The sequence below is a fragment of the Kibdelosporangium philippinense genome (assembly GCF_021390435.2).
GTDB classification, from domain to species: Bacteria; Actinomycetota; Actinomycetes; order Mycobacteriales; family Pseudonocardiaceae; genus Kibdelosporangium; species Kibdelosporangium philippinense.
This window is the reverse complement of record NZ_JAJVCN010000002.1, coordinates 59,202-73,686: the sequence shown is the minus strand read 5'-3', so window position 1 is coordinate 73,686 and position 14,485 is coordinate 59,202. Positions and strand designations below refer to the sequence as shown.

At 66.0% G+C, this 14,485-nt stretch carries 16 protein-coding genes; 7 read left to right on the top strand and 9 right to left on the bottom strand.

All coding sequences use genetic code 11. The features are described 5' to 3' along the window. Positions 1–2: 2 nt before the first annotated feature. Positions 3–926, bottom strand: a complete 924-nt coding sequence (gene coaA / locus LWC34_RS19130; protein WP_233726544.1) for a type I pantothenate kinase — start codon at positions 924–926, stop codon at positions 3–5. A gap of 69 nt (positions 927–995) precedes the next feature. Between coaA and LWC34_RS19125 the strand changes: the two genes are divergently transcribed. Further along, the gene (locus LWC34_RS19125; protein WP_233726543.1) at positions 996–1,481 is read left to right on the top strand and encodes a GNAT family N-acetyltransferase; all 486 of its coding nucleotides are present in this window, start codon (positions 996–998) and stop codon (positions 1,479–1,481) included. On the opposite strand, the gene LWC34_RS19120 is transcribed toward LWC34_RS19125, so the two are convergent. Beyond that, the gene (locus tag LWC34_RS19120; protein WP_233726542.1) at positions 1,470–2,078 is read right to left on the bottom strand and encodes a macro domain-containing protein; all 609 of its coding nucleotides are present in this window, start codon (positions 2,076–2,078) and stop codon (positions 1,470–1,472) included. The two genes, LWC34_RS19125 and LWC34_RS19120, sit on opposite strands and share 12 nt — an antisense overlap. 52 nt (positions 2,079–2,130) lie before the next feature. On the opposite strand from LWC34_RS19120, the gene pheA reads away from it, so the two are divergent. Together pheA and LWC34_RS19110 are read left to right on the top strand one after the other, a co-directional pair. Then, a complete protein-coding gene (pheA, locus tag LWC34_RS19115) occupies positions 2,131–3,039 on the top strand; it encodes a prephenate dehydratase (protein ID WP_233726541.1) in 909 nt (302 codons plus the stop codon). Further along, positions 3,039–3,647 carry a histidine phosphatase family protein gene (locus tag LWC34_RS19110; RefSeq protein ID WP_233726540.1) on the top strand — a complete coding sequence of 203 codons (609 nt, stop codon included), beginning with the start codon at positions 3,039–3,041 and terminating at the stop codon, positions 3,645–3,647. The genes pheA and LWC34_RS19110 overlap by 1 nt, the downstream gene beginning before the upstream one ends. Here the strand turns inward: LWC34_RS19110 and LWC34_RS19105 are convergent. Continuing rightward, positions 3,633–5,390: a phosphocholine-specific phospholipase C gene (locus LWC34_RS19105; protein ID WP_233726539.1), complete on the bottom strand. Its 1,758-nt coding sequence runs from the start codon at positions 5,388–5,390 to the stop codon at positions 3,633–3,635. The genes LWC34_RS19110 and LWC34_RS19105 overlap by 15 nt on opposite strands. Before the next feature lie 165 nt (positions 5,391–5,555). Here LWC34_RS19105 and LWC34_RS19100 point away from each other — a divergent pair, with 165 nt between their 5' ends. Continuing rightward, positions 5,556–6,119 (top strand): dihydrofolate reductase family protein, encoded by a 564-nt coding sequence (locus LWC34_RS19100; RefSeq protein WP_233726538.1) that lies wholly within the window; start codon positions 5,556–5,558, stop codon positions 6,117–6,119. Between the two features lie 159 nt (positions 6,120–6,278). Beyond that, on the top strand, positions 6,279–6,908 hold the full coding sequence (locus LWC34_RS19095) for a DUF4232 domain-containing protein (RefSeq protein WP_233726537.1): 630 nt from the start codon (positions 6,279–6,281) through the stop codon (positions 6,906–6,908). Here the strand turns inward: LWC34_RS19095 and LWC34_RS19090 are convergent. Further along, entirely contained in the window at positions 6,896–7,636 is a 741-nt protein-coding gene (locus LWC34_RS19090; protein ID WP_233726536.1) for an SDR family NAD(P)-dependent oxidoreductase, read from the bottom strand. The genes LWC34_RS19095 and LWC34_RS19090 overlap by 13 nt on opposite strands. Positions 7,637–7,814: 178 nt before the next feature. Between LWC34_RS19090 and LWC34_RS19085 the strand changes: the two genes are divergently transcribed. Next, entirely contained in the window at positions 7,815–8,948 is a 1,134-nt protein-coding gene (locus tag LWC34_RS19085; RefSeq protein ID WP_443667753.1) for a L,D-transpeptidase, read from the top strand. Positions 8,949–8,960: 12 nt separating this feature from the next. Next, positions 8,961–9,320: a PASTA domain-containing protein gene (locus LWC34_RS19080; protein ID WP_233726534.1), complete on the top strand. Its 360-nt coding sequence runs from the start codon at positions 8,961–8,963 to the stop codon at positions 9,318–9,320. Here the strand turns inward: LWC34_RS19080 and LWC34_RS19075 are convergent. The 5 genes from LWC34_RS19075 to LWC34_RS19055 all read right to left on the bottom strand — a co-directional run bounded on the left by LWC34_RS19075 (position 9,317) and on the right by LWC34_RS19055 (position 14,449). Next, the gene (locus tag LWC34_RS19075) at positions 9,317–10,561 is read right to left on the bottom strand and encodes an RNA polymerase sigma factor (RefSeq protein ID WP_233726533.1); all 1,245 of its coding nucleotides are present in this window, start codon (positions 10,559–10,561) and stop codon (positions 9,317–9,319) included. The two genes, LWC34_RS19080 and LWC34_RS19075, sit on opposite strands and share 4 nt — an antisense overlap. 20 nt (positions 10,562–10,581) lie before the next feature. Continuing rightward, on the bottom strand, positions 10,582–11,001 hold the full coding sequence (locus LWC34_RS19070; protein ID WP_233726532.1) for a YciI family protein: 420 nt from the start codon (positions 10,999–11,001) through the stop codon (positions 10,582–10,584). A 105-nt stretch (positions 11,002–11,106) separates the two neighbouring features. Beyond that, positions 11,107–11,718, bottom strand: a complete 612-nt coding sequence (locus LWC34_RS19065) for a response regulator (RefSeq protein WP_233728750.1) — start codon at positions 11,716–11,718, stop codon at positions 11,107–11,109. A gap of 10 nt (positions 11,719–11,728) precedes the next feature. Beyond that, positions 11,729–13,444 (bottom strand): sensor histidine kinase, encoded by a 1,716-nt coding sequence (locus LWC34_RS58110; RefSeq protein WP_233726531.1) that lies wholly within the window; start codon positions 13,442–13,444, stop codon positions 11,729–11,731. 852 nt (positions 13,445–14,296) lie between these two features. Next, positions 14,297–14,449 carry a hypothetical protein gene (locus LWC34_RS19055; protein ID WP_233726530.1) on the bottom strand — a complete coding sequence of 51 codons (153 nt, stop codon included), beginning with the start codon at positions 14,447–14,449 and terminating at the stop codon, positions 14,297–14,299. Positions 14,450–14,485 lie beyond the last annotated feature (36 nt).

The window sequence follows — 14,485 nt, the reverse complement described above, 5'->3', positions numbered from 1 at the left end:
ACCTAGAGCTTACGGAGCCGAACCCGGCATACGTTGTGATCCGGTCCTTTTCGCAGCACCAAGGTCGCGCGCGGGCGCGTCGGCAGGATGTTCTGGGTCAGGTTCGGCTCGTTGATCCCGTTCCACAGCTGCATCGCCTCGCGCCGCGCCTCGTCGTCGCTCAGCGAGGCGTAGTGGTGGAAGTGCGACTCCGGGTTGGCGAACGCGGTGTGCCGCAGGGTCAGGAACCGCTCGACGTACCAGCGCGCCACGTCCTCGGTGTGCGCGTCGACGAAGATCGAGAAGTCGAACAGGTCCGCCACGGTCAGCCGTGGCCCCGGCTGCAGCACGTTCAGGCCTTCGACGATGAGGATGTCGGGCCGCCGGACTACCTGCTCCTCACCAGGCACGATGTCGTAGAGCAGGTGTGAGTAGACCGGCGCGCGAGCTTCGGGAGCGCCCGATTTGATCTCCGAGACGAACCGCAGCAGCGCTCTGCGGTCGTAGCTCTCCGGGAAACCCTTGCGGTGCATGATGCCGCGCCGGAGCAGCTCAGCACGCGGCCACAGAAACCCGTCTGTGGTGATGAGTTCGACCTTCGGGTGGTCCGGCCAACGTGCCAGCAGCGCTCGCAGCACACGGGCTGTGGTCGATTTGCCGACCGCGACACTGCCCGCGACGCCGATGATGAACGGCACCTTCTCGGATTCGCCGAGGAAGGTCGCGGTCGCGTCGGACAGCCGCTGGCGGGCCTGGACCTGCAGGTTGATCAGCCGGGACAACGGCAGGTAGACCTCGGCGACCTCGCTGAGGTCCACCGGATCGTTCAGACCGCGCAGCCGGGTCAGGTCCCCTGCCGACAGTGGCAGCGGCGTTGATTTGCGTAGCTCTCGCCACTGCTCCCGATGCAACTCCACATACGGGGTCAGGTCACGAACGCGCGCCATCGCGCCACTCCTCGCCGAAGCAGGGAAAACTCGTAGTTAACGGTAGGTGCTCACTGGCAAGCTCGCGCTGTGACGAAGTACACGCTCAGGCCACTGGCAGCCGCTGACCAGCCAAGGATCGTGCAACTGCTGACCGAAAGCTGGGGTGCGCCAAAGGTTGTGATTGGACACGGCCGGGTCGTCGACGCTTCGGCGCTGCCGGGGTTAGTCGCCTCACAGGACGGCGAGATCGTCGGTTTGCTCACATACCGCGTCGAAGGCAGGACCGCTGAGCTGGTCACCCTCAACGCCTATGTGGCCGAGGGCGGGATTGGGACCGCGATGCTCGAGGCGATGAAACCGATCGTCAAAGAGCTGGGTTGCGAGCGGATCATCCTGATGACGACCAACGACAACACCGACGCGATTCGCTTCTACCAACGACGTGGATTCCATATGCACGAGTTGCGTGCCGGGGCGATCGAGGCCGCGCGGGCGATCAAGCCGGAGATCCCGTTGACGGGCAACCACGGCATCCCGATCAGGGACGAACTCGAATTCGAACTACTGCTGTGAAAAGACTTCATCCCACGCCGCCAGCACCTGACGCGCGCATGTCTCCGGTGAGACGCCGCCCGTGCCGGTCCCCAGCCCCGGCAGCGCGACGGTGCGAATGACGTCGCGGATAAGCACACCTTCGTCGAGGAAACCGTCCCGCCATAACCGGAACGCGCCTCGCGCGGCGAGGTATGGATGGACCGTGTCCTCGGGCAGTAACTCACCAGGCTCACGCATGGTTGGCGCGCTGATCAGCCACGCGGGCATGGGCGCGCCCGTCGAGACGATCAACGCCTCACCCACAGGCAGTTCGCCACCGTGGTACGCCAGCACAGCGCTGCGCACTGTCTGTTCGATATTGGGGAACGCGTCCGCGTAGACCGCGTCGATCCCGCCACGCATCCAGCCGAACGAGTTCGCTGGGCTCACGACAGCCTGCACGGGCACGTCGAGTACGGAACCGTGGTGCACGCGTATGCCGTGGCGCTGGCGCGCCGCCTCCTGCCACGTGTGCGCGAGAGGCTCGTCAACCGCGCACAACACCAATTCCGGCGAATGCAGACCTGACAGGTGCTTGGTGCTTGCGTCGGACTCGGCGGTCACGACCAACAGCATGTCAGGCCCGGGACGGCACGGGAACCGCCATCAAGTGCCCTATGGTTGAGCCGTGTCACGTATCGCCTACTTCGGCCCGCGGGGGACCTTCACCGAACAAGCGGCCCGTACGTTCGGGGACGCCGAGTTCGTAGCTGTGGAGACGGTCCCGTTGGTGCTCGCCGCGGTGCGCGCGGGCGACGTCGACGCCGGGTGTGTGCCGGTGGAGAACTCGGTCGAGGGCGCCGTGACCGCGACCATGGACTCCTTGGCCGAAGACGAGCCGCTGTACGCGGTTGGCGAAGCCATCCTGTCCGTACGGTTCTCGATCCTGACGCGTCCCGGTGTGAAGCCAGAAGACGTCAAGACCGTCGCCTCGCATCCGCACGCGCTCGCCCAGGTTCGTTACTGGGTTGCCGACAACTTGCCTAACGCGGTGCCTGTCGCGACCACGTCGACGGCGTCCGCGGCGGTGCGTGTCAACGAAGGCGAGTTCGACGCTGCCGTGTCTGCGCCTGTTGCCGTCATGCACTACCCGCTGCAGGAGCTCGCGACCGGCATCGCCGACGTCGACACCGCGGTCACCCGGTTCCTGCTGCTGCGCAGGCCGGGCAACTTGCCGGAGCCGACGGGTCGTGACCGCACGTCGCTGGCCGTGATCATCGCGCACGACGAGCCGGGGTCGTTGGCCAATACGCTGTCCGAGCTGGCGCTGCGCGGGATCAACCTGACCAGGATCGAGTCCCGCCCGCTGCGCGGGCAGTTCGGCGAATACCGCTTCTACCTGGACCTCGACGGGCACGTCGCGGAAAAGCGCGTCGGCGACGCGCTGGCCGCGCTGCACCGCAACAGCCGTCAGGTCCGCTTCCTGGGGTCGTATCCGAAAGCCGATGAATCACCGTCAGAGGCGCCACCACGCGCCACCGACTCCGACTATGAGGCCGCCGCGCAGTGGCTGGCCAAGGTTCGGGAGGGCCTCTGATGCGGTTGTTGCTCGTCCGTCACGGCCAGACCGCGTCCAATCTGCAGCGCGCTCTCGACACCAGCCTCCCCGGTGCACCGTTGACCGAGGAAGGCCACCAGCAAGCCGCGGACTTCGCCGCGCGCTTGTCCGACGCGCCTGTCGCGGTCTACGCGAGCCTGGCCACCCGTGCTCAGGAGACCGCCGCGCCGATCGCGGCAACGCACGGTCTTGAGGTCCAGGTCATCGAAGGCGTGCACGAGGTGTTCGTCGGTGACCTGGAAGGCCGCACCGACGAAGGCGCGATCAAGGAGTTCTTCGAGGTCTATCAGCGCTGGACCAACGACGACCTCGACGCCAGGATGCCCGGTGGCGAGAGCGGCGCGGAGATCCGCACCCGCTTCCTCGAAGCGGTCCGGCTGATCCAGGACAAGCATGCCGACGGCACGGTCGTCCTGGTCAGCCACGGCGGCACGATCCGGCTCGGCGCGGAATGGCTGGCCGAGAACGTGACCGGTCAGCTCGCCAACGTCGGCGTGCTGCCGAACACCGGTCACGTCCTGCTCGAAGCCAACGGCGACGGCTGGAACTGCCTGGAATGGACCGGCTTGGAGCTACCGCACTCCTGAGCTGAACGTCCGCTTGAACCCGCCTGGGCCGTGCACCTCGAGGTGATAGTCCTTGCTGGGCAACGGAATCCGGACGATCTGCAGGCCGAGCACGTCCACGTGCTTCGGCGCCGCGAACTCCTTGTTGAACGGGTAGATCGCGAAGTGCGCGCTGCGCGTGCCGAAGTTGCGCAGGGTCACCAGGAGTGTCTTGCCTTCCAGCCGTGCCCAGGCTTCCGGGCGATAGGGCAGTGGCCGTGACGGACGCTTTCCGGGCTCCTGCTGGGGAATCTCCTGCTCGGCCGGTGGCGTCGGCTTCCAGCGCGGCACCGGAGCGGGGACCGGCCGTGGTGTTTCGAGCTGAGGCCTGCGGCCGCCGTGACGGAAGTCGAAAGCCGAGGTCAGGTCGCCTGCGACGGTCCGGCGCCATGCGCTGATGTTCGGCTCCTGCACGCCTGTCCACCGCTCAAGGAACTGCACGACCGAGGTGTGGTCGAAGGTTTCCGAGCAGACGTAACCGCCGACGGTCCACGGCGACACGATCGTTGTGGGCACGCGGAAGCCGAAGCCGATCGGCTTGCCGTCATAGAACTCCTCGGTCCGCGCGGCGGGCGGGACCGGCGGCGGCACGTGGTCGAAGTAGCCGTCGAACTCGTCGAAGGTCAGGATCAGCGCGGTCTTTGCCCAGACCTTGGGGTTCGAGGCGATCGCGTCGAGCACGTCGTAGGTCAGCTTGGCGCTGGCCGCGGGCGAGGACGCCGACGGGTGCTCGGAGTCCGCGGCCGAGGGCACCAGGTAGGAGACCTTGGGCAGCTTGCCGGCCTCGATGTCCGCTCGGAACGATTTGGCCAGCTCACCAGGCCGGACGCGTGCCAAGGCACGGTCGTAGAGGGACCGCTCGGCCTTGTCGAGGGTCTGCACACCGGCGGCGAGCTGCTTGAGCATTTCCGAACGGTCCGCTTCTGAGGCCTTGAAAAGGTTGGCATAGAAGCGATCCATGCTACGCAGGCCGAGTTTCCGCAGTGCCTTGCGGGCGATTTCCTTGAAGCGGACGAAGAATTCGAGCGCGTTGTCCTGGTAGTTGTCCCACTCCTGGTATGTTTTCCACGATATACCACGGGATTCGAGGCGCTCGGCGTACGTCTTCCACGTGTAGCCGGGGTGGGTGTCCTCGTCGTAGGCATCGTTGTCCACCACGCGGCGCTGCGTGCCGGGCTCGTAGCCGACGTTGCCGGTCCACATGTACAGCCGGTTCGGGTTGGTAGGCCCGAAAACCGAGCAGTGGTAGGCGTCGCACAAGGTGAACGTCTCGGCCAGTTCGTACTGTAAGGGGATGTCCTCGCGGTCGTAGTAGGCCATTGTGGACTTCGACTTGGCCGGCACCCAGCCGTTGTTCCAGCCGTTCGCCCACGCGGCCTGGCCGCCGTCCCAGCTGTGGTCGAGCGAACCCAAGTAGTGGATGTCGCTACCCGGCCGGTTCGCCCGCTCGGCGGCTGCACGTGCGGAGAACGGCATCACCCCGGACTGCTCGAAGATCCCCGGCAACGCCGCCGGGTCGCTGAAGCCGCGAACTCCACGCAGGGTGCCGAAGTAGTTGTCAAAGGACCGGTTCTCCTGCATCAGGATCACCACGTGCTCAATCGCGTGCAGTCCACCCGGTTTCGCGGGCTCGGCCAACGCGGCGTGCACGGACGGCGGTAACAAGGAGCCTGCGGCGACACCACCGGACAGGGCTAACAGACGGCGGCGGGAGAGGTCAGTCATGGTTCAGGAGCCTCCGTTGCCTCGACGAACGGGACGTGAACTGCTGTACGCGACCCAATGAATACACCCGTCGAGTGGCGGGAATGGCTCCGGCGAGAGCACCGATGATTTTTCCGTGCCGTGCTGGTCTGTACGCCGAGTACCGACTCACGGGAGGCTGACGCCATGCGGAAACTGACCTTCGGCATGAACCTGAGCCTGGACGGCTACATCGCCGCGCCCGGCGACGACCTCGGCTGGGGTGTCCCGAGCGACGAGCTGTTCCAGTGGTGGTCCGACCGGGTGGCGGCGACGGGCCTGGCGCTGTACGGGCGCAAACTGTGGCAGGCGATGAGCTCCCACTGGCCGACCGCCGACCAGCAGCCTGGTGCCACACCGGCGCAGATCGAGTTCGCCCGCCGCTGGCGGGACATGCCGAAGGTGGTGTTCTCCTCGACGACCAGCACGGTCGACTGGAACACCCGCCTGGTCACCGGCGACGCGGTCACCGAGATCACCAAGCTCAAGGCCGAGGACGGCGGCCCCATGGACATCGTCGGCGCCACACTCGCCGCACAGGCCATGCGGGCCGGGCTGATCGACGAGTACGTGCTGGTCACCGCACCGGTCTTGGTGGGCGGCGGCACGCCGTTCTTCACGGCCCTGGACAACTGGGTGAACCTGACCCTGGTGGAGACCAGGACGTTCCCTGGCGGCGTGGTCCTGACCAGGTACGAGACCAGGCGCTGAGTACCCCAACCTCGGATCGGCCCGGGCTTCGGGCCGCCCAAGGATCTCGTGCGCTGTGTTTCGCACGCCATATTGGTGAAACTCTGACGCAACCAACCTAGGTTTCGGTACGTCCTCACAGTGGGCATCCAGGAGATGACACGCTGGAGGCGAACCGCCATGAACGTCTCGAAGATCGGCATCCTGGCCGCGAGCAGCCTTTTCGTACTGACCGCGTGTACCGGCCAGCCCGCGCCCGTGGCCAACCCACAGATTCCGACGATCGGCTCAAGCCAGCCGACCACGACCACCACCACCACCACACCGACGACCACCTCGGAGACGCCACCACCGGCGTCATCCGACACGCCACAGCCCAAGCCGGACAACGGATTGTGCCGGTCGTCCATCCTGAAGCTCAGCATCCGCGACGGGGACGCCGCCGCGGGCACGGTCTACCGCAATCTGGTTTTCACCAACGTGAGTTCGGCGCCGTGCACGATCCAGGGCTTCCCCGGAGTGTCCTATGTGACCGGTGACAACGGCCAGCAGGTTGGCGAGCCCGCGGTACGGGTCGGCAGCAAGGGCACGGCGATCAAGCTCGGATCTGGCCAGAGCGCGGTCGCTCCGGTCGGGTTCGCGCAGGTCGGCAACTTCGACCCGGCGGCGTGCAAACCGACCGAGGTTCGGGGGCTGCGGGTGTATCCGCCGCAGGAGACCGCGTCGATGTTCGTCCCGTTGGCGGGCACCGGGTGTGCCGGTAACCCGCCGGGACAGCAGTTGAGCGTGAAGACGATTCAGAGCACCTGATCCGTCGGGCGGAGCAGGATCTCGTTGACGGCAACGTAGTCGGGCTGCGTCACGGCGTAGACGACCGCGTTGGCGATGTCCGATGCCTGCAACTGCCTGACTTTGCTGGCCCGTTCCATGATCGTCGCCTTGGCGGCCTGGTCGGTGATGTGGTCACGCAGTTCTGTCGCGACCATGCCGGGCTCGATCAGCACCACTCGCACGCCACGCGCGGTGACCTCTTGGCGCAACGACTCGCTGAAGGCACCGACGGCCCACTTCGAGGCGTTGTACACGCCGCCGCCCGCGCGTGCGGTGCGTCCGGCGACCGACGAGATCTGGATGACGGATCCCTTGCTGGCCAACAGATGTGGTAGTGCCGCGTCGGTCATGAACATCAGGCCGAGGACGTTGGTGTTGATCATCCGTGTCCAGTCGGTCGTGTCCGCGCCGACGATGGTGCCCAATAGCATCACACCCGCGTTGTTCACCAGGATGTCCAGCTGACCGAACTGGTCGACCGCGGCCTGGACCGCTGCTTTGCACGCGTCCTGATCCGTCACGTCGAGCACGACGCTGAGCACCTTCGTGCCTTTCGCGGTGAGACGCTCCTCCAACGCCTTGAGCCGGTCCGTCCGGCGTGCTCCGATGACCACCGATGCGCCCTGCTCGGCGAGCGCTTCCGCAGTCGCCTCGCCGATCCCCGACGACGCCCCCGTGACCAGTGCGACTTTTCCGTTCAGTGTCATGTGCCCATACCACACCCTTGAGTGCGCTCCAGGTCAAATCGGGCATCCTGTGAGTCGCGAGATACGGCTGAACTTTTCGCCGTCATAGACGTCGTGTTAAGTGGAACGAGTAATGGTTGGCAAGAATGGCGGGGAAATGTCAAGCACAGGCAAAGCAATAGTAACCGGGGCGATTCTGGTGACCGCTCTCGTCGTCGGCGCCTGCAGTACGTCATCGGGTGAGACGCCCGGCCTTTCCGGCTCCTCGTCAACGGCCGCGGCGCTGAGACTCGACATCACCCCAGGTGGCGACGCTAGTCTGCCGACCGCGCCGATCGTCGTGCACGCGAACAACGGCACGATCGACTCGGTCACCGCGACCAACTCGGCCAAGGGGACAAAGGTAAAGGGTTCCCTTTCCGATGATAAAATGACGTGGACTTCCAGTGAGCCGCTTGCCTATGGCGCGACCTATGACGTGGTCGCCGACGGCACTTCTTCGGACGGTAAAAAATCCGAGCAGAAGTCGGTCGTGAAAACCATCACGCCCAAGGCGACGGCCTACCCCTCGTTCATTCCGGCGCCAAACGTGACCGAGGCCGGCGTAGGCCAGCCGATCGTGGTGAAGTTCGACAAGGACATCGCCGACAAGGCCGCGGCCGAGAAGGCGCTGACCGTGACGTCCTCGCCCGAGCAGCCCGGCGGCTGGTACTGGCTGAACAAGCGGGAAGTGCACTACCGGCCGCAGAACTACTGGCAGGCGGGCACAACGATCAAGGTGCACGCCGGGATCTACGGCGTCGACCTCGGCGGCGGCACGTACGGCCAGACCGACCGCGACCTGACGCTGAAGGTGCACGACTCATGGGTGGCCAAGGCGGACGGCAACACCGAGCAGATGCAGATCTTCCAGAACGGCAACCTGGTCAAGACCATGCCGATCAGCATGGGCAAGGACGCGACGCCAACGCACGTCGGAATCCACGTCATCTCCGACAAGCAGCGCGAATACACGATGGATTCGTGCACGTACGGCGTTTGCTCCGGCCCGCAGGCCTACCGGTCGCTCGAACACTTCGCCGAGCGCATCTCCAACGACGGCGAGTTCGTCCACGAGAACCCGAACAGTGTTGGCGCACAGGGAAGTTCCAACGTCTCACACGGCTGCATCAACCTCAACGCGGCGAACGCGCAGTGGTTCTTCGACCACTTCGGCCTCGGTGACGTCGTCGAGGTGGCGAATTCCGGCGGACCTACCCTCCCGGTCTGGGACACTTACGGAGACTGGGCGGTCAGCTGGCTTGATTGGGTCAAGGGGTCAGCCGTGAAGTAAGAGGGGGCCTGGATGCGGAAAGCGCTGCTGGCAGGGCTTTTGCTACTCGCTGCGTGCTCTTCGCCGCCACCCCAGGCGCCACCGCCGCCACCGCCGCCCGCGGAAGCGGTCCTCGGCCAGACCGTGGTGCCCGGATCGAAGTCACCGAGCGGGCACCTCGTGCCGGACGTGGTCGGCAAGAACCACCAGCAGGCGCAGGACACGTTGCAGGCAGCGGGTTTCTACCGGCTCGAAGAGGAAGACGCGACCGGCAAGAACCGGATGCTGATCGTGGACCGCAACTGGGTCGTGGTGGAGCAGATCCCGAAGGGTGGGACCGTGCTCGACCCCAAGGAAACGGTGAAGCTGCGGTCGAAGAAGCTCGACGACTAATCGAGGTCGGCGAGCTTTCGCTGCAGCACAGCGCGTTCCCGTTCGTTGCCGCACAGTTTGATGGCGTGCTCAAGCTCGGTCCGGGCCTCGTCGGTCCGGCCGAGCCGAATGAGCAACTCGCCGCGAACACTGGGCAGCAGGTGCGAGTTCGCGAGCGTCTCGGCTTTGCCGAGTTCGTCGACGATCAGCAGCGCCGCCGCAGGTCCTTGGGCCATTGAGACCGCGACAGCCCGGTTGAGATCGATCACCGGGGACGGCGCCAGCTGGCTGAGCGCCTGGTAGATGAGCACGACGCGGTCCCAGTCCGTCTCCTCGACCGACGGCGCGACGGCATGGCATTCGGCGATCGCCGCTTGCAGACCGTAGTACCCCAGTCCGCGACCGATCTGTTCGGCGCGGGCGAGCGCGGCTCGGCCACGCCGGATCGCGGCGAGATCCCAGCGGCGCCGGTCCTGCTGCTCCAGCAGCACCGGCTCGCCGTCCGGCCCGGTGCGAGCCGGAAACCGCGCCGCGGTCAGCTCGAGCAGCGCCAGCAGACCGTGGACCTCGTTCTCGTCGGGCATCAACCTGGCCAGCACGCGGGCAAGGCGCTGTGCCTCGCTTGCCAGGTCGAGCCGGATCAGATCCGAGCCCGAGCTGGCCGAAGAGCCTTCCGTGAAGATCAGATAGACGACGCTGAGCACCGAGCCGAGCCGCTCGGCCCGCTCCTTGCCCGACGGCACCTCGAACGGAACCCCTGCCGCACCAAGGGTTTTCTTCGCCCGCGTGATCCGCGCCTGCACGGTGGCGGTCGGAATGAGGAACGCCTTGGCGATCTCGTCGCTCGTCAGACCACCGACCACCCGCAGCGTCAGCGGCACCCGTGCCTCACGCGACAGCACCGGGTGACAGGAGATGAAGATCAACGACAGCACGTCGTCGTCGATCTGCTCCGGATCCCACAGCTCGTCCTCCGCGCCCTCGTCCATCTCGTGTGCGAGGGCGGCGTACTTCTCGTCGAGGGCGGATCGCCGGCGGAACGCGTCGATCGCGCGCCGCCGGCCGACCGTGAGCAACCACCCCGCGGGGTTGCGGGGCACGCCTTCGCGCGGCCAGTTCACGAGCGCCTCGGCCAGGGCTTCCTGAGCCAAGTCCTCGGCCAGCGCGAAATCGTTGGTGTAGCGCGCGAGCGCGCCGACGATTCGCGCCGACTCGATTCGCCAGACCGCCGCGACGGCCTCACGGCCAGTGGGATCAGTCATCGATAACTACTGGCAATCGCTCAGAGCTGTCCCGTGGCCTCGCGCCACTCCCGCTCCTTGCGGATCCACTCGTTGTCCTGCGGGAACTCGTCGATCTGGGTGACTCGGCGGATCTCGCACTTGCTGCCGGGGCCAGCCATCGGTGCCCGCTTCGCCCACTCGATGGCTTCCTCCTGGGACGCCACGTTGAGAATCCAGTAGCCGCCGAACAGCTCCTTGGTCTCGCCGTACGGGCCGTCGGTGACCACTGGCGTCTCGGTCGAGTAGTCGACGACGACACCCTTGGCCGCGTCGTCGAGGCCCTCGGCCGCGACCAGCACGCCAGCCCGGATCATCTCGTCGTTGAACTTGCCCATCGCCTCGATGATCTCGCTGAAGTCGACGTTCTCGAACGACGCCCAGGTCTCGTCGGTGGCGCGCATGATCAGCATGTACTTCATGGTCTGTCTCCCTCAGGTGTTCCGGGTGGTCTCTCCGCCCCGTTCGCCCCTAGGTCGAACGGGCCCCTGCGCGGATCGACACGGCCCCGAAAACTTTTCTGGAGACTAGTTCATCAATCCTGTCCGCCACGCCCAAGCCGCGACTCCGACCCGGTTACGCGCGTCGATCTTGGCCTGCGCGGCGGCCAGGTGCGTCTTCACGGTCGACAAGGACATGAAGAGTTCATTGCCGATTTCGGTGTTGGTCAGGCCACGCGCGACCGCCCGCACGACGTCCTGCTCGCGCTCGGTCAACGTGACATCGGTGGTCACCGAGGACTTCTTGGGCGCGGCGAAATGCTGCAACAGCCGGACGGTGATCGACGGCGAGATCAACGCGTCCCCACGGTCCGCCGAGCGGACGGCTTCAAGCAGAAGTGCAGGCCCCGCGTCCTTCAGCAGGAACCCGCTCGCGCCGTTGGCAAGCGCGGTGTGCACGTACTCGTCGAGGTCGAACGTGGTCACCACGACGACCTTCAAGGGATCCGGTACCCCAGGCCCAGCGAGGATCCTGGTCACTTCAAGGCCGTCGATGCCGGGCATGCGGATGTCCAGCAGGCAGACGTCCGGGCGCAGCTCGCGGGCCTTGGCCACGGCTTCGCGACCGTCCGGCACGTCCGCGACGACCTCGATGTCGTCCTGGGTTTCCAGGATCATCCGGAACCCGGCCCTGACCATCTCCTGGTCGTCAGCGATCAGTACGCGGATCGTCACGTGGCCCCTCTTCCTCTACCGGCAGCCAAGCGTCGACCTGCCAGCCGACAGGGTCGGCCGGTCCGGCGGCGAACCGGCCACCGAGCAACTCGACGCGTTCACGCATTCCGACCAGACCGTATCCGCCCGACCCACCGACCGGATCTTGGCGTCGGCCTGTCCCGTTGTCGGCTACCCGAACGTGCAGATCGGTGGTGGACCTGGTGACCGCGACCTGCACAACGGTCGCCCCAAGCGCGTGCTTGCCGACATTGGTCAACGACTCCTGGGCGAGCCGGAGAATCGACCGCCCAACCTCCTGCGGCACGGCGTCGGGAACATCGAGAGTGAGTTGCACGGGCGGGCCACTGAAGTTCTCGACCACGGCGTGCAAGTCGGCCGCGAGGTTGGTGGTGGCTTGTTCGGTCGCCTCGGACGTGCCAGCGGGTTTGGCGCCACGCATGCTCGCGACCAGGAACCGCATGGCTTTCAAGGCCTCGACGCCGCTGGTCTCGATCTTGGCCAGAGCTTGCACGGCGATCTGCGGGTCCCTGTCCGACACGAGTTTGGCGGCCTGCGCCTGCACGACAATGCCCGTCACATGGTGGGCGACGACATCGTGGAGCTCGCGTGCCAAGGCCAGCCGCTCACTTTGCTGCGCTCCCGTGACGGCTGAGCGGACGGACTGGGTTCGCTCCCGGTCGCGGGACCGGAAGTACATGCCTGTGGCCACCGCGACGACAAGCAGGACTGACAGGATGAGCCCGAACTGGTCGCCTCGGTCGGTTGAGCTTCCGTAGAGGAAGGTGCGGATCTTCAGCGCCAGGAAGGTGGCCAGCGCGAGGGCGGCACTGCTGAATATCGCGGGCGTCCGTGCCGCCCATCTGATGTTGTACGCGATCAACGCCATGGCTGCCGCGACCTCGGTCACCACGAGGGCTTCGTTGCCCGACCTGGCCGACAACAGACTGCTGCTCAGGTAGACCGCGAAGGGCGACAGCGCGATTCCGGTCGTGGCTATCAAGGTCATCGTGACCGGCGCCCGTGGCGCGAAGAAGGCACACACCGAGGCGATCAACGCGCCACCCAGCGCGAAGATCTGGTTGGTCGCGCCGCCCAGCCTCAGATCGATGAAGAACAGCAGCGCGAGGGCCGCCGCCAGTGGCCACTGCCTGCGGATCAGCGTGCCGAGCTCGGTTTCCGTGCGTCGACTGCTGACTCCACGCAGGTACACCCCGATGACGATCGAGCCGACGAGGATGAGAAGCCCGAGCTGGAGCGTCCGCAGTTCGGAGAGTGATGACCAGTGCCCGGTCCGGTAGAAGGTGGCCAGAAGGGCCGAGCCCACCAAGGCTGCCGTGCTGACCGCGGCGATCAACGGCCGCGTCCGCCAGACCACAAGGACGACGAGTGCGACGCCTGAGGCGACCTCGGTCAGCAGGATGTCGTTCAGGCTGATCGACTCGGGTTCCGTACCGGTGAGACCGATGAAGACGGTCGACATGCCAAGGACTGCTGCCCCTGCCAGCGCCCCTTGCAGCGGTTTTTGCGCCCCCAGCAGGGCACAGAGGCCCATCAAGGCTGCTCCTGGGAGCGCTCCCAGAGCGATGCGGCCGGAGTAGACGGACAGCAGGACGTCGGCAAGGAAGGCCGCGGCGAGCAGGGTCAGCAGCCACCGGCTGGTCCGGGGCTGGACAGGGGGCACCGTCACGGAACGAAAGCTTCGCATCCGGGTGGCGGTTTCGCCTCGGTCAACCGGTACGGCGCGCCTCGGCCAAACGGCCATCCGGGACAACCCTGACCCGGCCGCGTTAAGGCTTTGGCCCGTGGCCGACCTCTTAAGTGCTGCCGTGAAGGTCACCTTCGCGGCGTTAGACGCGCGAGGGCCTCCCTTGGCGCGTTGGATGCCAATGCCAGGAATTTAAGGTTCGGAGTTCGATCGAGACTGTAGGCGGGCGCGGGCGGTTGACCTGCGATGATCTGTGGCTGGCGTGGGTGGGACTGGCCGCTCGGGCGAGGGGTGTGGGCATTGCGTGATGTTCAGGGGTGTGAGGGCCGAGTTGGGTGCGTTGAACGCCGTGAAGGTGGCCTTCACGGCAGTGTGTTCCGTGGTAGGTGGGGCTGGTGTGGCATGTGTGACTGATGAGGCGATTTTTTTGTCCTTAATGGACCCCTCGCGATGACCACCAGAGCATCGAATGGCACAAAGCCAGGGGCCGTTCATCGGGCGGAAGGGCCAGGTCTTGGTCGGGTCTCCATCGCACGAAAGCCCAGGCCTTCATCGACCAGAGCCCAGCCTGCACGGCTCACATCCCGGTCCAGAATCGTCCGCGGCCCAGGCTCAGCTCGAATCGCCCGCAGTCTCAGCCCAAACGCCATCGCCCGCAGGCCTGGCCGATCGCCTGTGACCAGGCCTTTGTCAACCAGAGCCCGGCCTTCCTCACAACAGCAATTCCCCAGGGGACCCCCTGAATCCCGTGGGTTCAACGAGAGTGAAGGTTCCTCATGGGGAACCCGAAGGTCTGTCACCGCCAGGAACAGGGCTCGTGCCGTGGGTTCGTGCTCAACCGGAAGTCTCGCATTCGGCGGCGGTGGTCAGAAGTTGCCGCGCGGAGTTGGCGTAGCGGATCGCGGTTTTCTCGTCGATGCCGAAGACGAGGGCCAGGTGCAGCGGGTCGGCTCGGTGGGTGAGGGCTTCCTCGAGCTGACGGTCCATGCGCAGCCTGTCGAGTGTGGCCTCGTGGCCGCCAGT